General features: G+C 64.8%; 18 protein-coding genes. 11 read left to right on the top strand and 7 right to left on the bottom strand.

What is annotated here, in order from left to right:
- Window positions 1-134: 134 nt before the first annotated feature.
- Together FFS21_RS19220 and FFS21_RS19215 are read left to right on the top strand one after the other, a co-directional pair.
- Window positions 135-2,843, top strand: a complete 2,709-nt coding sequence (locus tag FFS21_RS19220; RefSeq protein WP_137926372.1) for a T6SS effector BTH_I2691 family protein — start codon at window positions 135-137, stop codon at window positions 2,841-2,843.
- A complete protein-coding gene (locus tag FFS21_RS19215; RefSeq protein WP_137926371.1) occupies window positions 2,843-3,796 on the top strand; it encodes a DUF6708 domain-containing protein in 954 nt (317 codons plus the stop codon). Before FFS21_RS19220 ends, FFS21_RS19215 begins: the two co-directional genes overlap by 1 nt.
- Here the strand turns inward: FFS21_RS19215 and FFS21_RS19210 are convergent.
- The gene (locus tag FFS21_RS19210) at window positions 3,771-4,403 is read right to left on the bottom strand and encodes a DUF938 domain-containing protein (protein ID WP_137926370.1); all 633 of its coding nucleotides are present in this window, start codon (window positions 4,401-4,403) and stop codon (window positions 3,771-3,773) included. The two genes, FFS21_RS19215 and FFS21_RS19210, sit on opposite strands and share 26 nt — an antisense overlap.
- A gap of 149 nt (window positions 4,404-4,552) precedes the next feature.
- Here FFS21_RS19210 and FFS21_RS19205 point away from each other — a divergent pair, with 149 nt between their 5' ends.
- Together FFS21_RS19205 and FFS21_RS19200 are read left to right on the top strand one after the other, a co-directional pair.
- On the top strand, window positions 4,553-5,158 hold the full coding sequence (locus FFS21_RS19205; RefSeq protein WP_137926408.1) for an IMPACT family protein: 606 nt from the start codon (window positions 4,553-4,555) through the stop codon (window positions 5,156-5,158).
- Window positions 5,155-5,475, top strand: a complete 321-nt coding sequence (locus tag FFS21_RS19200) for a 2Fe-2S iron-sulfur cluster-binding protein (protein WP_137926369.1) — start codon at window positions 5,155-5,157, stop codon at window positions 5,473-5,475. Before FFS21_RS19205 ends, FFS21_RS19200 begins: the two co-directional genes overlap by 4 nt.
- Window position 5,476: 1 nt before the next feature.
- Here FFS21_RS19200 and FFS21_RS19195 read toward each other — a convergent pair whose 3' ends face one another.
- From FFS21_RS19195 to FFS21_RS19180, 4 genes are all read right to left on the bottom strand, one after another.
- Window positions 5,477-6,604 (bottom strand): extracellular catalytic domain type 1 short-chain-length polyhydroxyalkanoate depolymerase, encoded by a 1,128-nt coding sequence (locus FFS21_RS19195; RefSeq protein ID WP_137926368.1) that lies wholly within the window; start codon window positions 6,602-6,604, stop codon window positions 5,477-5,479.
- Window positions 6,605-6,699: 95 nt separating this feature from the next.
- On the bottom strand, window positions 6,700-7,455 hold the full coding sequence (locus FFS21_RS19190; RefSeq protein WP_137926367.1) for a sulfite exporter TauE/SafE family protein: 756 nt from the start codon (window positions 7,453-7,455) through the stop codon (window positions 6,700-6,702).
- An 18-nt stretch (window positions 7,456-7,473) separates the two neighbouring features.
- Entirely contained in the window at window positions 7,474-7,830 is a 357-nt protein-coding gene (locus FFS21_RS19185) for an antibiotic biosynthesis monooxygenase family protein (RefSeq protein ID WP_137926366.1), read from the bottom strand.
- Window positions 7,831-7,877: 47 nt separating this feature from the next.
- On the bottom strand, window positions 7,878-9,077 hold the full coding sequence (locus tag FFS21_RS19180; protein WP_349304719.1) for a cytochrome P450 family protein: 1,200 nt from the start codon (window positions 9,075-9,077) through the stop codon (window positions 7,878-7,880).
- Between the two features lie 260 nt (window positions 9,078-9,337).
- On the opposite strand from FFS21_RS19180, the gene FFS21_RS19175 reads away from it, so the two are divergent.
- From FFS21_RS19175 to FFS21_RS19165, 3 genes are all read left to right on the top strand, one after another.
- A complete protein-coding gene (locus FFS21_RS19175) occupies window positions 9,338-9,697 on the top strand; it encodes a hypothetical protein (protein WP_249359496.1) in 360 nt (119 codons plus the stop codon).
- A 96-nt stretch (window positions 9,698-9,793) separates the two neighbouring features.
- The gene (locus tag FFS21_RS19170) at window positions 9,794-11,389 is read left to right on the top strand and encodes an EAL domain-containing protein (protein WP_160474539.1); all 1,596 of its coding nucleotides are present in this window, start codon (window positions 9,794-9,796) and stop codon (window positions 11,387-11,389) included.
- 300 nt (window positions 11,390-11,689) lie between these two features.
- Window positions 11,690-13,717 carry a putative bifunctional diguanylate cyclase/phosphodiesterase gene (locus FFS21_RS19165; protein WP_137926364.1) on the top strand — a complete coding sequence of 676 codons (2,028 nt, stop codon included), beginning with the start codon at window positions 11,690-11,692 and terminating at the stop codon, window positions 13,715-13,717.
- Here the strand turns inward: FFS21_RS19165 and panE are convergent.
- The gene (panE, locus tag FFS21_RS19160) at window positions 13,714-14,637 is read right to left on the bottom strand and encodes a 2-dehydropantoate 2-reductase (RefSeq protein ID WP_137926363.1); all 924 of its coding nucleotides are present in this window, start codon (window positions 14,635-14,637) and stop codon (window positions 13,714-13,716) included. The two genes, FFS21_RS19165 and panE, sit on opposite strands and share 4 nt — an antisense overlap.
- A gap of 546 nt (window positions 14,638-15,183) precedes the next feature.
- On the opposite strand from panE, the gene FFS21_RS19155 reads away from it, so the two are divergent.
- On the top strand, window positions 15,184-16,437 hold the full coding sequence (locus FFS21_RS19155) for an Hsp70 family protein (protein WP_137926362.1): 1,254 nt from the start codon (window positions 15,184-15,186) through the stop codon (window positions 16,435-16,437).
- A gap of 20 nt (window positions 16,438-16,457) precedes the next feature.
- On the opposite strand, the gene FFS21_RS19150 is transcribed toward FFS21_RS19155, so the two are convergent.
- Window positions 16,458-17,096: a response regulator transcription factor gene (locus FFS21_RS19150; protein ID WP_283205146.1), complete on the bottom strand. Its 639-nt coding sequence runs from the start codon at window positions 17,094-17,096 to the stop codon at window positions 16,458-16,460.
- 565 nt (window positions 17,097-17,661) lie between these two features.
- Here FFS21_RS19150 and FFS21_RS19145 point away from each other — a divergent pair.
- From FFS21_RS19145 to FFS21_RS19135, 3 genes are all read left to right on the top strand, one after another.
- Entirely contained in the window at window positions 17,662-18,348 is a 687-nt protein-coding gene (locus tag FFS21_RS19145) for a hydrolase (protein WP_137926361.1), read from the top strand.
- 231 nt (window positions 18,349-18,579) lie between these two features.
- Window positions 18,580-19,401, top strand: a complete 822-nt coding sequence (locus FFS21_RS19140; protein ID WP_137926404.1) for an alpha/beta fold hydrolase — start codon at window positions 18,580-18,582, stop codon at window positions 19,399-19,401.
- 87 nt (window positions 19,402-19,488) lie between these two features.
- Window positions 19,489-21,357, top strand: coding sequence for an amidohydrolase (locus tag FFS21_RS19135; RefSeq protein WP_212745252.1), 1,869 nt, complete (start codon window positions 19,489-19,491; stop codon window positions 21,355-21,357).
- Window positions 21,358-21,479 lie beyond the last annotated feature (122 nt).

Below are 21,479 nucleotides of genomic sequence, written 5' to 3'. Positions count from 1 at the left end.
GAAATCGGCGTAACGTGCGCCCACAGGTGGTACATCAATTACCGCTGGCCCCCGCCGAATATTCAGTCACGCCGATAACGGAGCGCGAAGTCATGGCGAGTAGGGTGGAGGGAGAAAAGGAAGTCGGGAGTGGGGTGCAAAGAAAGACCACTCCCGAAGATATTTTCCAACGCATGGAAGAGTCGGTTTTGCGCGGCCAGATGGGCGGCAAAATGGACTGTCGATTCTGCAAACACAAGGGATACACCTTCCTGCCCCTGCGCTATGCCGTGGTGTGCAATGCCTCAGCCAGCCAATGGCCTGATCTGGGGTCCACACTGGGCGCGAACGTTGCCGACAAGGCGCCAGGCCAGTCGCGTTATACCGTTCGCCTGCTGCGTGAAGGCTATCTGTACGTCCTGGTCGAGCGAAAGCGCGGCCCGCAATGGCAGGGCTACGCCGTCACCCCCGGCGGCATGCTGGCGCAGTTCCCGATTAGATTTCCACCCAATGTGCCGGTGCCATTTACGTGCGATCTGGCCACCGATGGCGTGGGCGCCTCTCTGGTCTCGATCGACAAGATCGAAGACGTCTCGGCCATCCACATGCTGTTCTCGCCCGATGTGGTGCCGATTGCCATGCTCGACCAGCGCGCCAGGGACAGGCTTGGCATGCAGACATTGTCTCCCAAGGCATGGAAAGGCCAGGCTCACACGCTGCAGGCGAACGAACTGACGCAATGGGTGGCGGAGTTCAAGCTGAACATGGAAGGGATTGGCGAGATCGACACGAAAGATCCGCGCCAGACCGGACAGAATCAAATTTCGCGTCAACTGTATCCACTGATGGGCGGCCCCGGGGTGGACGTGCCCGATTTCAACCTCCACGGCAAGCGCCTCACGAACCTGATCCAGCGGCTGGAGGATACGAAGTCACCGGCCGTCGTGCTGTGGGACCCCATCGGCATCACCCAGGAGCTGAACCGCTCGCTGCGCGCAGTCGAGGAGGATATCGAGACAACCATCAGGCCGCATGAATGGGCGCTGCAAACCTCGTTCCAGATCGAAGGAATCAAGGATCAGGTGATGATGCAGGCTGCGGTGCCACCCTCGCGCCTTCGTGCCAATCCCTACGAACTCACCGGCGTTGAGGCAGAGAGCGAGTACCGACAATGGGAGCGCGATCCTGAAGGCTGGGTCAGGCTCAATCAGAAGCGTGCCTGGGCCCGTTACGACGCCTGTTACGACGAGGTGGCCCGCGTCGAACTAGTCGCGAGGGTTCGCCGCCTGATCCAGTCCAGGCTGGAGGTTGCCGAGCGGCGATTCACTGACCTGAAAGCGTGGATGGCCAGCTCCGCGCTACTGAACGCGCTGGAATGGTATGCCCAGGATGATGCGAACTGTGGCGTACTGTTCGAGTATCAGGTCACGTTGTGTACCTACGGGATGGGGATCGCCCGAGGCGGACAGGTGTTGCTCAGGGCATGGACTTCGGATGTCGACGGCGGTAGAGACAACCTGATCCTGCGGCAGTTGCTGTTCAACCAACAGGCGGCGCTCGATGAGTTCCGAACCATCGCAAAGGGTCTGAAGGGCAAGCGCGATATCGACACGGCGACCTTGCAAACGATGGTATCGCACATCGCCAGTACGTTCGACAAGGCGGCAGCGATTGCCGCAATGGGCGAAGGGGGGATGGTGCCAGTCGGCATGGGTGGCGTTGCCGCCAAGTTCGTACTCGCCCAACAGATGTACGCGACCATCGGGCAATCCGCGTTGCAACCGCTCAACCCGGTGGTGACCAAGTTCTATTCGCTGTTGCTGTACATGCGCGGCAGCGCCCGAGCCTACGCGCAAGGGGTGTCCGATGCGGTGTTTGGCATATTCGACGCGGCTCATGCATCCCGGGCCCACCTGCCGCTGGAACAAGCGGATCGATATAGAAAGGTGCTGGCGGAAGCCGCTGCCACTGACAACAGACGAAACGCCAACTACATCGCGTTGCGGTTTTCGACAGGACTGGCTTGCGTCGAACTCCTGAATCTTGGAATGAAACTCCATGCATCGCAGGGGCGGGATCTGAATCAGCGCGAGCAACGGGAACTCATTGCAGCAACTGCCGCGACGTCCGGCGCCATCGCAATCTCGGTCGCCCAACTACCGAAGGTGGTACGCAACGGGACAAAGTGGATTGACCATCTGTCGCTGGGAAGCGGAGTGCTGGGCGGATTTGCTGCGGGGTTGATGGCAGTTCAGGCTCTTGAGGATGCCAGGGGCGCCCGGGAGGACAGTCGCATGATTGCTGCCAACGTGTTGTATGTGAAAGGCGCACTGGCCGCAACGGCTGCGGCCGGGTCAACGTTTGTGGGGCTGCTATTTAGCGGGCCACTGTTGCAAGCAGTGGGGAAGTTCATCAGCGGCAGCAATTACGGAGCTGTTGTCGAGAATTTCGGGAAACATATCGCCGCCTTCGCAGAGCGCAAGATTGCCCATCGCGCATTGGCCGGTGTGACAATCAGAGCCGCAGCGACAACGGCGGCGGGTTTCGTTGGCTGGGTCCTGGTCCTGTATCAAATGGGCGAGTTTGCAATCATGTCATCGAAGGACAATCCGGTGCAGGTGTGGTTGACGCGCTGTCGCTTCCGCAAGCCGATCGCAGCCTATCGAGGTTTCTGGACCGAGATCATGCATCGAGAACAGGCTGGCAAACCTTACGTCAGTCATGACGAGGAGGAAGATGAGTTCAAGAAGGCGCTGCAGGGGATGAGGCCCACAGACATGCATGCGCAGGAAATCCCATCAAGTGCGTTGCCTGCGTTGCCTGCGTTGCCTGCGTTGCCACGATCGTCATACGGACTTCGCTGATGTTCGTAGAAGAAACCATCGCTATCGGGTTGAAGGAGTGCCCCGAACTGAATACCAGCTTGCCCACCGGTGGGATGCCGCATGACGAGCACGCTGCGGAACGGCCAATTTCCAACCTGTCGGTCTTCAAGAAGAACGACACCTATCTGGAGGTATGCGGACAATTCGAAGCGCATCGTGGATTGCTCGGCTTTGCATTGGGCGCGATTCCGACGTGGGTGATCGTCTACAGCATTTCTGAATTGCTCGCCATCGCGCTGGACCTGGTCTATTTTATGGTCACCGACGAACCTGTCAGATTGGGGGATTACATATTCACTCTCATATTTAGGTCGCTGATCCTGTGGGCCATTCTCTGGGCCTGCATACGCTTCGCCCTCCCACTGATCCGCAGAGACTATTTCACCTCGCGCCGCACGGTTATTCGCTTCAATCGTGTCACGCGCAAGGTCTATGTCCATCAGCCGCCTCATGCAGGCGGCATCCAGATCCACGACTGGGACGGTGCCACCGCACTGCTCGACGATGCCGTGCCGGACCATGGCGATGGCCGGCTATTGATGGGCTGGCAAGATACCGAAGGCGAGAAAGCGACGGGCCTGATCTTCGTGGGCCGCGCCGCGGGTAACGCTGCCCGTGGTCGCGCCTGGTGGGAGTACATCCGCCGATATATGGAAGAAGGCCCCCACAGCGTACCTAGGCCTCGCCTGCGGCTGTGGAAAGGCGTCTGGCCGCACATGTCGCTTCTGGAAATTTTTTATATCTACCCGGAACGGCTGATACACGGTGGCCCGTTGTGGTGGTTGCTGCTGATCGGACTTGCTCCCATTGATCTGGCTCGCGCCGCATTGCACTGGCTGGCTATGCTGCTGTGCATAGAACCGAAGTTCCCGCCCGAAATCGAGCACGCAGGGCAGAACCTCCCAACTACCCCTTCCGAAACACCAGACTAAAGTTATTCGCCGGCATCGCCACCGGTTCATCGCAAGTCAGCCCTTGTGCCGCGCCAAGCGCGACGACGGCTTCCATATCCCGCACACCCCACTCTGCATCGGCAAGGCGTAGCTGGCGGTCGAATGCCTCGTTGCTCGGCGCGGTGTGGGCGTCGTGCCGGCGATACGGACCATAGAGGTAGAGCACGCCGCCCGGTGCCAGGCGCTTGCCGGCGCCGGCGAACAGTGCTTCGGCGGCGGCCCAGGGGGCGATGTGGATCATGTTGATGCAGACGATGGCGTCCACGCGATCGATGACGCCCGGCGCGGCCCATGGTTCGCGGCGGACGTCGATGTCCAGCGGCGCGGGCACGTTCTGCAGTTGTGCGTGGGCGGTCCACGCGGCGATGGATTCGCGGTGCGTGGCATCGGGGTCGCTGGGCTGCCAGGTCAACGTCGGCAGCGCCTTGGCGAAATGCACCGCGTGCTGTCCTGTGCCGCTGGCGATCTCCAGCACCGTGCCCGAAGCCGGCAATGCCTCGCGCAATACGGCCAGGATGGCCTCGCGGTTGCGGTCGGTGGCGGGCGCCATGCGGCGCGCGTTGAGGTCTGCGGCGGGCTGGGTCATGCATTCTCCTTGGGGGTCGGTCTCGCGATGCGTCCGGATGACGACGGCGCACAGGCCACAGGTTAGCAGCACCTGGGTCTCTGCGGCGTCAGCCACCGCGCGGCTGCGCTACACTCGCCGTCTGCCTGTTGCCTGCCTGTTTCCAGACCTTGCCCACCTACACGCTTGCCGCCCCGGTTCACGCCGAGATCGAGATCCGCAAGAGCCGCTTCATCGCACTGGCCGTACCGGTTCCCGATCGCGATGCGGCCATGGCCGTGATCCATGACCTGCGCACCACCCACCCCACCGCCACGCATGTCTGCTGGGCGCTGCTGGCGGGTGGACAGTCGGGCATGTCCGACGACGGCGAGCCCTCGGGCACCGCCGGGCGGCCGATTCTCGAAGTGCTGCGTCATCACGACCTCGACGGCGTGCTCGCTGCGGTGGTGCGCTACTACGGTGGGGTCAAACTGGGTGCAGGTGGATTGGTGCGGGCCTACACCGATGCCATCGCCGGTGCGCTCAAGGATGCGCCGCGCGTCGAGCGCATCGCGTTTGCCACGCTGGCCGTGCTGGTGGACTATGCCGACGAGCCGCGCGTGCGCCGCTGGATCGATCAGGCCGCTGCGGACAATTGCTCGCTGATCGATACGGAATACGGCGCGCTGGCGAAGCTCGTTATCCGGCTGCCGGTCACTATGCGCGAATCCGCCATCGCAACGCTACGCGATGCCACGCATGGACGCGCGGCATTTCCGGATGCCGAGGCATGAGCGCAGCAAAGGAAATCGCACACGATGGCGTGGACGACTGCGAATACATCGCCCACCTGCTGCCCGCCAACACCCGGTTTGCAGCGCCGGCGTCCCTCAGCCTGCTCGAAGCGGCGTTGCTCGAAGGATTGCCGCTGCCCAGCTCCTGCCGCAATGGCACATGCCGCGCCTGCCTGAGCAAGCTCCACGCGGGCAGCGTCCGGTATCGGATCGAATGGCCGGGCCTGAGCCTCGACGAGAAGGAAGACGGCTACATCCTGCCGTGCGTGGCGTGTCCCACGAGCGACGTCACGTTCGAACCCGTCGGCACACGTTGAATCACGCGGGATGTTGGCCGCTGACCGAAAAGAAGCGCAGCGCGATTTTCAGGGCATCGGGGCCGGACGGGTCCGAGAACGCCTGCCCCGGCGTGCCGCCGCTCCACGCGTGGCGCAAGCCCTCCACCCGGACCAGCCTCATGTACGGTCTCTCCCCTGCCTGCCAGTCGAACACATCCACCGCACGCCGCGTGCCACGCCGCACGCGCCTGGCGGCCTGTGCCTCGGGCTTTGGCGTGCCCGCCGGTGTCAGTTCCAGCCACATGGCAGCCGTGGCCGTGGCGTTGTCGTAGGTGACCACGTTGTCTGCGTCGCCATGCAATAGCAGCAACGGCGGCGCGCGGCGGCCGGCCAGTGCCACCTTCGCCGCGAGGATGTCGGGACCGCGTTCGCCGCGCATGGCCTTGCCGGCCTGCGTCGCGTTCAATGCGCTGTAGGGCGCGGCGCCCGAGTGGGAGCCGATGGCGGCAAAGCGGTCGGGGTGGTTCAGTCCCAGCATCGTTGCCATGGCGCCACCCGCCGAGAGACCGAATGCGCAGACGCGATCCGCTACGACGGGATAGCGTCGGATAACGTGGTCGATCATCGCCATCAGCAGCGCGGTTTCGGAGGCGCCGCGCACCGTGGGTCGGAACCAGTTCCAGCAACGCTGGTGATTGGCGTGCGACGACTGTTCGGGCATCAACACCACCCAGCGCGCATCGCGGGCAACGGTCGCCACGCGCGTGCAGGCGGCAAAGCTGGCCGCATCCTGGCCGCAGCCGTGCAGCAGCACGAGCAGCGGTGCGGGCCGGGCCACGGTGACGCCGGGCGGCACGAACACGCGGTAGCGGCGTTGTGCCAGGCGCCCAATGCCGAGGCCGAAGCCCCACTGTCCTTCCTCCCAGGCCCCGCCGCCACGGCTGACCGGTGCCCGGGCAGGCGTCACCACGCCGGTCAGCGCCTGCCGGGCTGCCTTGCCGACCGCCTCGCCCACGGCCTTGCTGACCGACTGGCTTTGCTTCTGCGCGGCCCGCATCATCGGATCGGTCACCGTGCGCGCCATGGTGCGCTGAAGCTGGCGCGCACTGCGTGTCGCCTGCTTGCTCAACGTCGTCCACAACTTCATGCCACCGGTGCGCCGCTTCATGCCGATCAGCCCTTTCGTTTCGTGCTGTCACACATCCGTTGCGATGATGCACGAGTATGGCGGGCAATTGTGTCAGCTTCTCGCGGACGCCGGTGTCAGAACGCGCCGCGCAGGGCCAGTTCGGCACCGAGCAGCAGCAAGCCACAGAAAAACAGCTTGCGGAACCGTTCGGCACTGATCCGGTGCCGCAGCCACTGGCCGAGGAACATGCCGCCCAACGCGGGTACCAGCGCCAGCGCCGACGCGCCCAGCACCGGCGTGTGCAGCAATGCGCCGCCCAGCGCCAGACTCACAGCCAGGGCAATCGTCGAAACCGTGAAGGACAGCCCCAGCGCCTGCACCATGCTTTCCTTGTCGAGCCCCAAACCCTGCAGATAGGGCACGGCGGGAATCACGAACACCCCGGTCACGGCCGTGATGGCGCCGGTCACCAGCCCGGCCAGCGGCCCCATCCAGCGCTCGGCACGCGGCGGCACCGTCAACTTGACCGCCGCCAGTCCGAGCACCCCGTAGGCGATTAACGCCACGCCCAGTGCGTTGGTCGCATGCGCCATCAGCTTGGCGGGCACCAGGGCCGCGCAAACCCAGGTGCCGACGCAGATCGTCACCAGCAACGGCCACAGCCGCCGGACAAGTTGGCCAAAGCGTGGTCCGCTGAACAGTTGCACGACGTTGGTCACCATCGAAGGCGCCACCAGCAGCGCGGCGGCCTGGGCGGGTGGCATGACCAGCCCGAGCAGTCCCACCGCCACCGTGGGCAGGCCGAGACCCACCACGCCTTTGACGAATCCGGCCAGCAGGAAGGTCAGCCCGATGAACGCGATCTCGTGGCTCGCTTGCAGCATGGTCATGCGAATCGGCTCCCTGTATCAGTGTTCGTGCGCGTCGTGGGCAGCCCGGCTGTCGGCCGGCGCTTCGTCACGCTCGTTCAGGCCGTAATCGCGCAGCACCTGTGCCACGCGCAGCCGATATCCGGCGAAGACGCCGCCGCGCCCGGCAGCCTGCGCCTGGCGATGATCGAGCGTGTTGCGCCATGCCATCACCGCTGCCTCGTCGCGGAAGAACGACAGCGAGAGCAGCTTGCCCGGCGTGGTCAGGCTCTGGAAACGTTCAACGGAAACAAATCCGTCGATGGCCTCCAGCGTCGGTTTCAGATGAGCGGCGATATCGAGATAGGCATCCTGCCGGCCCGGTGCGGGCTCGACTTCAAAGATCACGGCAATCATTCGGGGGCTCCTTCGTTATGGGTATGGTTATGGGGTATGCGTAGTCGTCACTGGAACTGCGGAATCCGCGCGTTGACCGAGGGACGATAACGCAAGCCAGGCAATAGCCGTTCGGGCCGCACGCCCCGGTCCAGCAGCGCCTGAACCGTAGACGCCGCCAGCATCTGGGCCAGCGCAGCGCCGGGGCAGCCGTGGCGGCCGGTGCCGAATGTCCATGGCCGATCCTCGGCAGGTCCAGCGCCATCGGGATCATGCGCTGCGGCGGCCAGCAGCACCAGTATGGTGTCGCCGGTGCGCAGCGGTTGGCCGCCAATGATGGCATCGGCTGCCATGAAACGGCGCGTGTTCTGCACTGGGGGATCGTCGTGAGCAACTCGGGCGACGCGCGCATTGATGTTGTCGCGCGCGGATGTAGGCTCGCGCCCGAGCGCCACCAGCGTGTTGCCGACCAACCCCGCCGTGGCTTCGCACGCCTGGATCATCAGGCCAACGGCATTGGCGATCCACTTCGGCGGCGCGATGTCGGCCAGCGCGGCGTCCTGGCGCAACGCGGCGAGCAGACCATCGTGGGGCGCCGCATCTGCGCACTGCTCGACGTTCCGGGTCAGCCATTGCGCGGCCACGTTGCCGGCTTCCACATCGGCTGCGGAGGCGAGTGGCGACATGGCTGCCGCATAGGTCGCCACGAACCCCGCCATCCGCGTGGATACGTGGCCGTCCTCGTCGTGATGCAGCGGGAGTCCCAGCGTGTCCGCCACAGCGAGCACCGGCAGCGTGAACATCCAGCGCATGGCTTCGTGCGCATCGTCCGACGTGGCGCGCGGCAAGGCAGCCGCCAGTTGCTGCGTCCTCACACGCACGCGATCGAGGTCGAGCCGCATCAGCCGTGCCATCACGATGCCCTTGAGCGCGGCATGCGCGGGCCCATCGTTCATCCGGATCAGCCTGCCGAACAGTTCGCCAGCCGCTGCCCCGGCCAGTGCAGGTGGCACCGCCTGGCCAACCGGGCGTACCCGGGCATCGGAATGGCCGAGCACCTCGGCCACGGCGGCGGCACTGGCGGCCACCCAGAGTTTCAGCGCGGGATCGAAGTGGAATGGCCGTGACTGCGCGAGGTGCCGGTAATACGGATAGGGATCGGCATGGGTAACAGCGGCAATGGGATCGGCGGGCAGCATGGGCGGGGCGTCGATGAAGAATGCACCCATGATCCCAGCATCGGCCCGCCCAATGCTTCGGCATGTCATGAAATATCGAATGTATTCGGGCGCTGCCGCATACCGCCGCGTGGGCCATGCCATCCGAAAGATTGGAGTGGGCATACCATCGCGTAATAGCGGGCAGGACGCGCCGGACCTACTATCAAGTCACCTCTTCGTGAGGACCATCCTCCCTCCGTTGCGCCCGCTCTCCCCGGCGGGCGCTCTTTTTTGCTGCGCAATGGAAAGGGGGCCTGCGCTATGATCACGCGCTTCCCCCAAGACCTGGCCACCGCCGCGCACTCCCCGTGACCCTCGATACCAAGGCCGCGCTTTCCGTCACCCGTACTGCCACCCTTTTCGCCGCGCTCCTGGCGTTTTCCGCCGTGGCACACGCCAACGACATCGCCTGCGATGCACCGGCCACGCCCGCCAGCCGCATCATCTGCGAACACGCGCTCTTCTCGATGGGCTATCAGCGCATCTACAACGACCAGCAGCGCCTGCTGCAGGCTGGCGTGATCTCACAGGCCGATATCGACGGCTTTCGGGCGCGGCGCGACAAGTGCGATACGGCGGCGTGCCTCGATACGGTGTTTTCAGCATGGAAGCAACATCTGGTGGACATCGGCGCCAGCAAGGCGCTGCGAGGCAAGCCGACAAAATAAGGAACACGGGAACCTGATTCCCGCATGAGCCATATCAGACTGTGCAGAGAATCGGGTCTGGTATCCTGCCACGCATTTCCCCCGGCCCGGACGCTCATGAGCAGGCTTCGCCTCTGGTTCTTCATGTTCTGTGTGGTCGCGCTCGGGATCTGCGGGCCGGTGGCCCTTACCACGTGGTTATCGCATGCGTTTGCCGAGCAGATGTTCCGGCAGCGTGTGGACCAGTTCACCGAACGGGCGCTCCAGCGTGTGGAAGCCGTGGCGCGCGATGCCATCGCCGCCGCGCAATCGGCCGATGCATTCACAGGCCACACGTGCAGCGCCGCCCATCTCGACGCCATGCGCGCGTCAGACCTCCAGCATCGCTACGTCCGGCAAATCACGTACCTCGATGACGGGCGCTTCCTCTGCGCGTCGTCGTCGCTCCCTGGCGCCCTGCGCGGTATCGAAGACCAGTCGCGGCCATGGACCCCGCTACCCGAACTCGGCACCAGCTACCGTCCCGCCGGGGCAGCGCTGACGCAGCCCACCATTCAGTTCCGCGTGGGCCGGCACGTGGCGGTGGTCGACGCCCAGTTCTTCATCGACATCGTTCCGCTCGACGCGCACATCCGCCTTGGCATGATCGACACCGGCACGGGCAACGTCGTGGCGGCGTGGAGCGATACCGAACAGGCCACGTTGCAGCGGGCCTGGTCCCGGCAACTCGACGGGCAGGTTCAGGAGGGACGATACCTCGACGTCAAGGCCTCGCGCAGCCTGCCATTCGCCGTGGTGGCCTACGAGCCGTCCGTCGAACTGAACGAGACCTGGGCGCGACTCCTCTATGCCAGCGTACCTTTGGCGCTTGGAGTGAGCGCGCTGGCCACCTGGCTGATGCTGCGCTGGGGCCGGCGCCTGAGCAGCCCGGAACATGCGCTGCGGGGGGGCATCCGGCGCAAGGAATTCTTTGCGGTCTACCAGCCCGTGATGGCGTTGCAGTCCGGTCACTGCATCGGCGCCGAGGCGCTTGTGCGCTGGCGCCTGCCCGACGGACAGATCGCGATGCCCGACAACTTCATTCCCATGGCGGAAGCGACGGGCACCGTCCACGCCATCACCCGCTGCATGGTCGAGGCCGTGCTCGCGGACCTGGGCGCGCAGCTGGCCGCGGATCGCAGCCTGCATATCTCGATCAACCTGTCCCCCGAGGATTTCCGCCGGGCCGATACGCTGCCCTTCCTCACGGCAGCGCTGCAGCGCAAGGGCATCCGCGCGCAGCAACTCTGGATCGAGGTCACCGAGCGGGGCTTTGCCAACGACGCGGCCTGCCGCGAGGCCATCGCCGCGTTCCGCCGCGCCGGGCATCCGACATGGATCGACGACTTCGGCACCGGCTATTCGAGCCTGGCCTACCTGCAGGATCTGGATGTAGACGGCCTCAAGATCGACCGCGCGTTCGTGGAGTCGATGACCACCGACGGCCCCACGCGCGGCGTCGGCCCGCACATCATCGAGATGGCGCGGGCGCTGGATATCCGCATGGTGGCCGAAGGCATCGAGACCGAGACGCAGTGTGCGGTTCTGCAACAGCGCGGCGTGCAGTATGGGCAGGGCTGGCTTTTTGGCCGACCCATGCCTGTGGCGGACTTCATCGATTTCTTCCGCCGGCGCGGGCGGCAGGAGGCCGGCAGGGAAGTCACCGCGGACTGATCCGCACAAGCACAGTCCATCTCCGCGGTTCCGTTTTCACACTTCGGCCTTATACTCGCCGGTTCCAATCCGGACCCATGGCACACGTCAAGCGGCCTGATTGGCATGGCACCAAATCGGGGACAGTACCGGTGCCGTGGGCAGTCAGGCACCAGGTTCATGAATATGCCGACCGGCCAACACGGCGGCAACACAATAACAACAAGCAGGAACAAGGTATTTTTTGGGGCGCAGGAAATCGCCTTCTGGTGGCGCGGCGGAGTCGGCAGCGCGCGACCGACAGGCGACGGGCAGGAACTGATGAAGACAATTCGCAGGGCAGCGCAGGCGCAAATCCCTGTGCCCGCCGATCACCGCAGCGGCGCAACCATTGACGCCTCGCTGGCACGGCTCACCCGGCACGACCAGCTACAGGCCGTCTGCCGCACGGTACGTATCTCTATTCCGATCAATATCGTGCTCGGCGTCAGCGTGCTGGCCGTGGCATGGCATGCCGGGCGCGGCCCCACGGCCAGCGCGTGGTTTCTGGTTTCACTGCTGTTCAATGCGCTGCGTATCTGGCTGTGCCGCCTGCCGCTGGGCAAGGCCGGTGCGGCAACGCAGGCCGAGGACCCGCGCCTGCATCGTGCGGTCAAATGGCATCTGCGGATGCATTGCACGCTGGCCTTTCTCTCCGGGCTGACCTGGGCGGCCATCCCCATCCTGTGCGACGGCTATACGTCGCCACAAGCGCTGTTCTACCTGACCGTGGTCTGCGGCATCACGGCCGGCGCCGTCACGCATGGCTTTGCGTATGCGCCGATTCCCCTCTGCTTCATCACGCCGCCGCTGCTGTCTGCTGCCGCGTGCCTGGTGGTCTTTGGCGATTTCGACCGGTACTGGCTTGCCTTCACTACGGTGCTCTACCTTGCGGCGCTTTTCCGGTGCACGCTCGAAAGTGAACAGCAGATCCGCCATTCGATCCGTCTCAAGAACGAGGCCACGGCGATCCAGCATTCGCTGCGGATTGCTCACGAAGACGCGGTCACCCGCGCGGACGAACTGTGGACGCTGGCCAGCCAGGACCCGCTGACCGGCCTGCTGAGCCGCAGCGGCTTTTTCGACCGCGCCAACAAGCGCTTCATGCAGGGGACCAGCGGGCGTCACTGCCTGCTGCTGCTCGACCTCGATGGTTTCAAGGTCATCAACGACGCCTTCGGCCACAAGGCCGGCGACGGCGTGCTGCGCGAAGTGGCGCGGCGGCTCGAAGCCGTGGCAGGCCCCGACATGATGGTCGGCCGCATGGGTGGCGACGAATTCATGATCCTCTACGATCCGTTCGAGACCTCGGACTGCCCCTCCAGCCTGGCTGCCCGCCTCATCGCCGCCATACGCGAACCGCTGGATGGCTACGAGTACTGCCCGGTCGGCATCAGCATCGGCATCTGCCAGGGTCCGGACCTGAGCCTGGACGACCTGCTGCTGTTCGCGGACGCGGCGCTCTACGCCGCCAAGCGGCTGGGGCGCAACAGCCACTACGTCTTCGACGAGGACCTGCGCCGGCATCTCAAGATGCAGCGCGATATCGAACGCGACCTGCCGCGCGCGCTGACGGACGACCTGCTCGAAGTCTGGTTCCAGCCGATCTTTGCCGATGGCGGCACGCGGGTGCGCAGCCTGGAGGCGCTGATCCGCTGGAAGCACTGGCGCCACGGCTGGGTGCCGCCGCCCGAACTGGTGTCGGTGGCCGCCGCCTCGGGGCTGGCCGAGCCGCTGCTGCGCGCCACGCTGGCCAAGGTCTGCCGCCTGTCCAAGGCAATCCACGTGCGCGACGGCCGCAGGATTCCCATCGCCATCAATCTCTCGCCACGGGAAATGGGACAGGGCGATATCGACCGCCTGCTGCTCTCCACGCTGGCCGACCACGGCATCGAACCCGCCCTGCTGACGGTGGAGATCACCGAGGAAGTCGCGCTCGACATGGATGCCGTGCAGGGCAAGCTGGCAAACCTGGCCCGCGCCGGCGTGACCATCGCGCTGGACGATTTCGGCGTCGGCTATTCTGGGCTTGGCGCGCTGCGGCAGCTTGGCGCGGCGTGCGTGAAGGTGGATCGGAGCTTCATCACCGGCATTGCCGGCTCGCCGCGCAACCAGGATCTGATGCGCGCCGTGCTGAGCCTGGGCCGTTCGTTCGGCTTCGAGGTGGTTGCCGAAGGCGTGGAATACGAGGCCGACCGACAGGCGCTGATCGACATCGGCTGCAAGACCATGCAGGGTTACCTGCTGGCGCGGCCGATGCCGGAGGCAGACCTGCCGGCCTGGCTGGATGCACAAATGTCGCTGGCCTAGCCGCCGCGTGCGCGGCGGGCTTCGTAGGCTTTCAGGCTGGTCAGGGCCAGTTGCAGCGTGGGCGCCGCCGTCTGCTGCCGGCGCGCCAGCAGGTCGCCAACGATCTGGTCGGACTCGATGGCTGCGCCGCGCTCGATATCGCGCAGCATCGACGCCGTCATCTTCGAACCCTCGGTGAACAGGTTGGTCCGGGCCTGCTGCAGCGCGGGCTCCCGGATCGGGTGCCCATTGGCGGCGGCGATAGCCGCGCATTCTTCCAGCAAGGCTGCAATCGTCTCGTGACCGCGCGGTGCGGCGAGGATATCGCCGATGGCTGCGCGCATCAGGCTGGTGGACGAGGCCAGCGTGGCCAGGAAGAACCATTTTTCCCACATGTCCTGGAGCATCGACTGGCTGTGCTGCAGGTCGAACCCCGCATTGCCGAACAGTTCGGCCAGTGCCTGCGCGCGATTGCTGGTGCCGGACGGACGCTCGCCGAATGACAGGATGTGCATTGGCGAGAGTTGCACGATGGTGCCATCGTCATCGAGCGTGCTGGAGATCATGCAGCGGCCACCCATCACGCGGGCCGCGCCAAAACGGGCGTCGAGCTGGTCCAGGTGGGCCATGCCGTTGAGCATCGGCACGATCACGGTTTCAGGCCCCACGGCTGGCGCGATGCCGTCCATGGCGCTGCCCAGATCGTACGCCTTGCAGCTCAGCAGGATCACGTCATAGGGCTGGGCGATCTGCTCGGAAAGTACGCGCGGGGGATCGGGAATATGAACGTCGCCGTGCGGGCTTTTCACGCGCAGGCCGTGTTCCGCGAGTTGCGCAGCCCGACGGGCACGCACGAGAAACGTGACATCGCGTCCGGCCTGCAACAGCCGCGCACCAAAATAGCCGCCAATGGCGCCCGCCCCAACCACCAGAATTCGCATCTTCGACTCCCCAGGTCAGACCCGGCCATGGCAGCCAGGCGATGGGGCATTGTAGTGGGGGTCGGGGAATGGTGCTTGGAGTGGCTTTGCTCCCCTCTCCCGCCATCCTTCTTCTTCCCCTCTCCCGCTTGCGGGAGAGGGGAGCAACAGAGAGGGATGCTTTATGTCAGCAGGTTGAACACAAACCCCAAGGCGACCGCCCCACCCAGTGTCTCCACCACGGCCAGGGCCATCAGGTTGCGGAAAATGCATGCATCGTCTTGCGCGGTCACCATGGTTGTCTCCCTTTGGTTGTCCCAAACGCCCGGGCGGCGCTGGTGCGCTGTCCCGGCCACACTGCATCCTGCGGCTTTAGTAGACTGCAGCGCCGGCGTGGCGAACAGTTGGCACAAACCCGCATGGGGAGAATGCGGATATGGGTCGGCCAAGCCGCCTGGGGCATCGTTGCCGCGTGCATGACACCGAAACCCCCTACAATATCGCCCCGTACAACGGCGGCCGCGTGGCCGCCGTCTGCTTTTGGCTGCACCTGAACTCCTGAATCCCATGACCACAAACGCTTGCGGCGTCGATTTCGGCACGTCCAACTCCACCGTCGGCTGGCTGCGCCCGGGCGCGCCTACCCTGCTGCCGCTCGAGGACGGCAAGGCCACGCTGCCGTCGGTGATCTTTTTTCATGCCGAGGACCCGCTGGTCAGCTACGGCCGCGCGGCGCTGACCGACTATCTGGCCGGCTACGAAGGCCGCATGATGCGGTCGCTCAAGAGCTTGCTGGGCACGTCGATGATGGACGACAGCACCGAGGTCATGGGCCAGGCCATGCCGTTCCGCAAACTGCTGGCGCACTTCATCGGCGAACTCAAGGGTCGCGCCGAACGCTCGGCCGGTCGTGAATTCACCTCGGCCGTGCTGGGCCGCCCCGTGCATTTCATCGACGAGGACGCCGCCGCCGATCAACTGGCCGAAGACACGCTCGCGGAGATTGCGCGCGACGCCGGCTTCAAGGACATCGCATTCCAGTTCGAGCCGATTGCCGCGGCATTCGACTACGAAGCCGGTATCTCGAAAGAGGAACTGGTACTCGTGGCCGATATCGGCGGTGGTACGTCAGACTTCTCGCTGGTGCGCCTGTCGCCCGAGCGGGCACGCAAGGTCGATCGCCGCGAGGACATTCTGGCTAACGGCGGCGTGCATATCGGCGGTACGGATTTCGACCGTGCACTGAGCCTGGCCAGCGTCATGCCCATGCTGGGCCTGAACAGCCAGTTGCGCAACGGCAAGGCCATGCCCTCCGGCCAGTACTTCGACCTGGCGAGCTGGCACACGATCAACCTGGTCTATACACGCAAAGCGTGGGCGCTTGTGATGGATAACTATCGCGACGCCGCCGAGACCGAGAAGCTCGACCGGCTGATCCGCCTGATTCGCGAACGCGCCGGGCACTGGCTGGCGATTCAGGTGGAAGCGGCCAAGATCGCACTGTCCGAAGACGAGCGCACGCTGGTGGAGCTGGGCCGCATTGCACCCGAGACCACGCTGGAAATCACGCGCGAAACATTCGACGCGTCGATCACCAAGCTGGTGATGAAGACTGCCGACACGGTGAAGGGCATGCTGAAGACCGCCGGCGTCCCGGCCGACGCCGTGGACACGATCCTGTTCACAGGCGGTTCCAGCAGCGTGCCAATGTTGCGCGAGCAACTGGCGCTGTTGCTGCCCGCTGCGCGCCGCGTGGAAGGCGACCTGTTCGGCGGCATCGGTTCGGGGCTGGCGCTGGACGCGGCCCGCAAGTTCGGCTGAGCCGAACCTGAACGAGAAAACTAGAAATCGACCTTTGAAACGCCGATCTGCTGCGCCATCAGCACCAGATCGGCAAACGTGCGCGCCTGCATCTTGCGCATGGCCTGGCCACGATGGATTTTCACGGTCACCTCGCTGATACCGATCTCGCCGGCAATCTGCTTGTTCAGCAACCCTGACACGGCCATGCCCATGACTTCCGCTTCGCGCGGTGTCAGCGTGGCGTAGTTCGCACGAATCTCCTGGACCTTGCGCAGGCTCCTGCGCCGCAGCCGGTCCTTGGCAATCGCCGCCGCCACTGCATCGAGCAGGTCCTGGTCCCGGAACGGCTTGGCAATGAAATCCTCGGCGCCGGCCTTCATCGCCGTGACCGTCATCGCAATGTCGCCGTAGCCCGTCATGAAGATGATCGGGATATGAATGCCCATCTGGGCGAGGCGCGTCTGGAGATCGAGCCCGCTCGGGCCGCGCAGCCGCACATCCAGCACCAGGCAGCAGGGCACCTCTGGCAGCGGGAAGTCGAGCAACTCCGCCGCCGAGCCGAACAATTCGGCTTTCATGTCGACGGAACGGAAGAGGTTGCCCAGTGCACGACGCAGCATGGCGTCGTCATCGACGACGAGTACCAGGGCGTCATCGACGCTCTCGACATTCTGGATGTCGGTGCCGGTAACGCCAGGCTCCCCGCTCTGCGCAATCACGCTTGCTCTCTCCGTTACGCTGGCCAATGTGGGGCACGATACGCGCGACGCTCATGGCGTGCCGTCCCCCGGAAGCCCGCATTTCAACACACCCGGCGCCAGGCTGCCACCTATACCATTGTGTGAGGGGCGCGGCACGCCGCCGGGCCTCACCGCAGCGCGCCCCCTGCGCCACGCGCCGTCCCTCCCTGCGCAAACCCATACGAAGTGTCTATGGCGCGGGCTTCCGCACGGGCCTACCCTGCGCGGGCTGCCGTCGGTGAGCGCATCCTCATACGACGTTCGTATGGGTCAACTGCCGCGTACCGCACACGGTAGGCCCGAGGCACCATCGACTAATACGATCAGCCAATGGCCCGCTATCAGCGGGCCAACTAGGCTTCCCGTCGGGTTGCATCGTGCCGTCCGGTCACACCATCAGATGATCGGACGACCCGGAGTCGCGCTGCAACCGGCGCGGACGCCAGGCATATGCCGCGCTGTCCGTGCGTCGCCCCCAACCTGCGTATCAAGGAGCAACATCATGTCCAATCCGAAGCTCGAAGTGCTGACCCCGCAAAACAGCCAGCTGATCATCATCGACCAGCAGCCGCAGATGGCCTTCGGCGTGCAGTCGATGGACCGTCAGGCACTGAAGAACAACGTCGTGGGCCTGGCCAAGGCCGCCAAGATCTTCAACGTGCCGACGACGATCACCACGGTCGAGAGCGATTCGTTCTCGGGCTACACCTTCCCGGAAATCCTCGATGTGTTCCCGGGCCAGAAGACGCTGGAGCGCACCTCGATGAATTCGTGGGACGACCAGAAGGTACGTGACGCCCTGGCCGCAAACGGCCGCAAGAAGGTGGTCGTAGCGGGCCTGTGGACCGAAGTCTGCAACACCACCTTCGCCCTGTGCGCGATGCTGGAAGGCGACTACGAGATCTACATGGTGGCCGACGCCTCGGGCGGCACCACCAAGGAAGCCCACGACTACGCGATGCAACGCATGGTGCAGGCTGGCGTGGTGCCCGTGACCTGGCAACAGGTGCTGCTGGAATGGCAACGCGACTGGGCACACCGCGACACCTATGACGCCGTGATGAAGCTGGTCAAGGAACACTCGGGTGCCTACGGCATGGGCGTGGACTACGCCTACACGATGGTCCACAAGGCCGAGCAGCGCACCGCCACGCCGCATGAGTCGATCGCTCCGGTCCCAGCACGCTGAAGCGCGCGGCATCGTTTTCACCAGACTTTCAAACGTCCATCTCCTTAAATGAACATGCAAAACAAGACACAGGACGCCGAACATTCGTCGTCGCGTCGCAAGGTGCTGTTGTCGGGTGCAGGCACGGTCGGCGCTGCCGCCGTGGCCGCGGTCACGCTTGGCGCCCCTGCCACGGCCGCTGCGGCTGGCAGGCAAGGCGCATCTTCCCATCACTCCTCCGGATCGAAAGACATGAGCTACATCACCACCAAGGACGGTACGCGCATCTTCTACAAGGACTGGGGCTCGGGCCGTCCGGTCGTCTTCTCGCACGGTTGGCCGCTGGATGCCGACGCATGGGACTCGCAGATGCTGTTCCTGGTGCAGAAGGGTTTCCGCGTGATCGCCCATGATCGCCGTGGCCATGGCCGCTCGGACCAGCCTGCGAAGGGCAACGACATGGACACGTACGCCGATGACCTGGGCGCGGTGCTCGACGCACTGGACATCCGCGAAGCCACGCTCGTGGGCCACTCCACCGGCGGTGGCGAAGTGGCGCATTACATCGGCCGCCATGGCACCAAGCGCGTGGCCAAGGCCGTGCTGATCGGCGCCGTGCCGCCGACGATGGCCAAGAGCGCCGCGTACCCGAACGGCCTGCCCATCGAAGTGTTCGACGGCATCCGCAAGGGTGTGGCCGATAACCGCTCGCAGTTCTACAAGGACCTGGCCGTGCCGTTCTTCGGTTTCAACCGTCCGAACGCGAAGGTTTCGCAAGGCACCATCGACGCCTTCTGGGCGCAGGGCATGGCCGGTGGCATCCTGGGCCAGTACCTGTGCGTCAAGGAGTTCTCGGAAGTGGACTACACCGCCGATCTGAAGAAGATCGACGTGCCCACGCTGGTGCTGCATGGTGACGACGACCAGATCGTGCCGATCGACAACGCCGGCAAGCTCTCGGCCAAGATCATCAAGCACGCCACGCTGAAGATCTACCCGGGCGCGCCGCACGGCATGTGCGTCACGCACGCCGACCAGGTCAACGCCGACCTGCTCGCCTTCATCAACAGCTAAGGTTCACGCTTCATGTCCGTATCCCGCCGGCAATTCATTGCCTCGGCTGCTGCCCTGGGCGCAGCAGCCTCTTCGGAGCTTTTTGCCATGTCACCGTCCTCGACTCCCGACCTCATCCTCGTCAACGGCAAGTTCACCACCCTTGACAAGTCCAACCCGCAAGCTGACGCCGTGGCCATCCAGAATGGCCGATTCGTCAGCGTGGGCACGCGCGACGAGGTCATGAAGCTCGCGGCCGCGACAACGAAGGTAGTGGACCTGAATGGCCGGCGGGCCATTCCCGGGCTGATCGACAGCCACATGCACATCATTCGTGGTGGCCTGAACTACAACATGGAACTGCGTTGGGACGGCGTGCGATCGCTGGCCGACGCCATGCGCATGCTGAAGGACCAGGTCGCCCGCACTCCCGCGCCCCAATGGGTGCGCGTGGTGGGTGGCTTCACCGAACACCAGTTCGCAGAGAAGCGCCTGCCGACCATCGAGGAACTGAACGCCGCGGCGCCCGATACGCCCGTGTTCATCCTCCACTTGTACGACCGCGCCATCCTGAACGCCGCCGCGCTGCGCGCCGTGGGCTACAACAAGGACACGCCGAACCCGCCCGGCGGCGAGATCGTGCATGACAAGGCCGGCAACCCCACGGGCCTGCTGCTGGCCAAGCCGAACGCGACCATCCTGTACGCCACGCTGGCCAAGGGTCCGAAGCTGCCGGCCGAGTACCAGAAGAACTCCACGCGCCATTTCATGCGCGAAGTGAACCGCCTGGGCGTGACTGGCGTGATCGATGCTGGCGGCGGCTACCAGAACTATCCTGAGGACTACAACATCATCGAGGAACTGCACCGCGATGGGCAGCTCACGGTGCGCCTGGCCTACAACCTGTTCACGCAGAAGCCGAAGGAAGAACTGTCGGACTTCAAGACCTGGACATCGACGGTCAAGCCAGGCCAGGGCGACGATCTCTATCGCCACAACGGCGCGGGCGAGATGCTCGTCTACACCGCTGCCGATTTCGAGGACTTCCGCGTCGAGCGTCCGGACATGCCGCCGTCGATGGAAGGCGATCTCGAACCCGTGATCCGCCTGCTGGCCGAAAAGCGCTGGCCGTGGCGTCTGCACGCCACCTACAACGAAACCATCACGCGCGCGCTGGACGTCTACGAGAAGGTGGCCAAGGACGTGCCGTTCACCGGCCTGAACTGGTTCTTCGACCACGCCGAGACGATCACCGATCGCAACATCGACCGTATTGCGGCACTGGGCGGCGGTATCGCCGTGCAGCACCGCATGGCGTATCAAGGCGAGTACTTCGTCGAACGCTACGGTGCCAAGGCTGCCGAAGCCACGCCGCCGATCAAGAAGATGCTGGAAAAAGGTGTCAAGGTTGGTGCAGGCACCGATGCCACGCGCGTGGCCTCGTACAACCCGTGGGTCTCGCTGTACTGGCTGACCACCGGCAAGACCGTGGGTGGCATGTCGATGTATCCGCAGGCCAACCTGCTCGATCGCGAAACCGCACTGCGCCTGTGGACCGAAGCCAACACGTGGTTCTCGTCGGAGGAAGGCAAGAAGGGCCAGATCAAGGCCGGTCAACTGGCCGACCTGGCCGTGCTCTCCGCCGACTACTTCGCCGTGCCGGGCGACGACATCCAGGACATCACCTCGGTGATGACCGTGCTCGGCGGCAAGGTGGTCTATGGCGACCACGAGTTCGACAAGCTCTCGCCCGAGATTCCGCCGGCCATGCCGGACTGGTCGCCGGCCCGCCACGGCAGCAAGTACCAGCCACGCCCCACGGCGCAAACCAAGCTGGCAATGAACACCGCCTGCGGCTGCGCCAGCTCCTGCGGCGTTCACGGCCATGCCCACGCCAAGGCGTGGACCACCAGCGCACCGACTTCGGACGAAAGCACGTTCTGGGGCGCGCTGGGATGTTCTTGCTGGGCGTTCTGATACCTCACCACTCCGCTATGTTGTCTCCCCTCTCCCGCTCTGCGGGAGAGGGGGCGGGGGAGAGGGCCAGCGGTTCTAACTGCGATATCAGCAAGCAGAACCCCCCGCCCTCACCCCCAGCT

It is taken from the genome of Cupriavidus sp. 2SB, assembly GCF_005503625.1.
GTDB lineage: Bacteria > Pseudomonadota > Gammaproteobacteria > Burkholderiales > Burkholderiaceae > Cupriavidus.
The sequence above is the reverse complement of the archived record's forward strand: the minus strand, read 5'-3'. Positions and strand labels throughout refer to the sequence as shown.

What these genes read in the sequence shown, in the direction of transcription:
- FFS21_RS19215 (WP_137926371.1), top strand. Translation starts at nt 2,843, where the DNA reads ATGTTCGTAGAAGAAACCATCGCTATCGGGTTGAAGGAGTGCCCCGAA.
- FFS21_RS19210 (WP_137926370.1), bottom strand. Translation starts at nt 4,403, where the DNA reads ATGACCCAGCCCGCCGCAGACCTCAACGCGCGCCGCATGGCGCCCGCC.
- FFS21_RS19200 (WP_137926369.1), top strand. Translation starts at nt 5,155, where the DNA reads ATGAGCGCAGCAAAGGAAATCGCACACGATGGCGTGGACGACTGCGAA.
- FFS21_RS19195 (WP_137926368.1), bottom strand. Translation starts at nt 6,604, where the DNA reads ATGAAGCGGCGCACCGGTGGCATGAAGTTGTGGACGACGTTGAGCAAG.
- FFS21_RS19190 (WP_137926367.1), bottom strand. Translation starts at nt 7,455, where the DNA reads ATGACCATGCTGCAAGCGAGCCACGAGATCGCGTTCATCGGGCTGACC.
- FFS21_RS19185 (WP_137926366.1), bottom strand. Translation starts at nt 7,830, where the DNA reads ATGATTGCCGTGATCTTTGAAGTCGAGCCCGCACCGGGCCGGCAGGAT.
- FFS21_RS19180 (WP_349304719.1), bottom strand. Translation starts at nt 9,077, where the DNA reads ATGACATGCCGAAGCATTGGGCGGGCCGATGCTGGGATCATGGGTGCA.
- FFS21_RS19170 (WP_160474539.1), top strand. Translation starts at nt 9,794, where the DNA reads ATGAGCAGGCTTCGCCTCTGGTTCTTCATGTTCTGTGTGGTCGCGCTC.
- FFS21_RS19165 (WP_137926364.1), top strand. Translation starts at nt 11,690, where the DNA reads ATGAAGACAATTCGCAGGGCAGCGCAGGCGCAAATCCCTGTGCCCGCC.
- panE (WP_137926363.1), bottom strand. Translation starts at nt 14,637, where the DNA reads ATGCGAATTCTGGTGGTTGGGGCGGGCGCCATTGGCGGCTATTTTGGT.
- FFS21_RS19155 (WP_137926362.1), top strand. Translation starts at nt 15,184, where the DNA reads ATGACCACAAACGCTTGCGGCGTCGATTTCGGCACGTCCAACTCCACC.
- FFS21_RS19145 (WP_137926361.1), top strand. Translation starts at nt 17,662, where the DNA reads ATGTCCAATCCGAAGCTCGAAGTGCTGACCCCGCAAAACAGCCAGCTG.
- FFS21_RS19140 (WP_137926404.1), top strand. Translation starts at nt 18,580, where the DNA reads ATGAGCTACATCACCACCAAGGACGGTACGCGCATCTTCTACAAGGAC.
- FFS21_RS19135 (WP_212745252.1), top strand. Translation starts at nt 19,489, where the DNA reads ATGTCACCGTCCTCGACTCCCGACCTCATCCTCGTCAACGGCAAGTTC.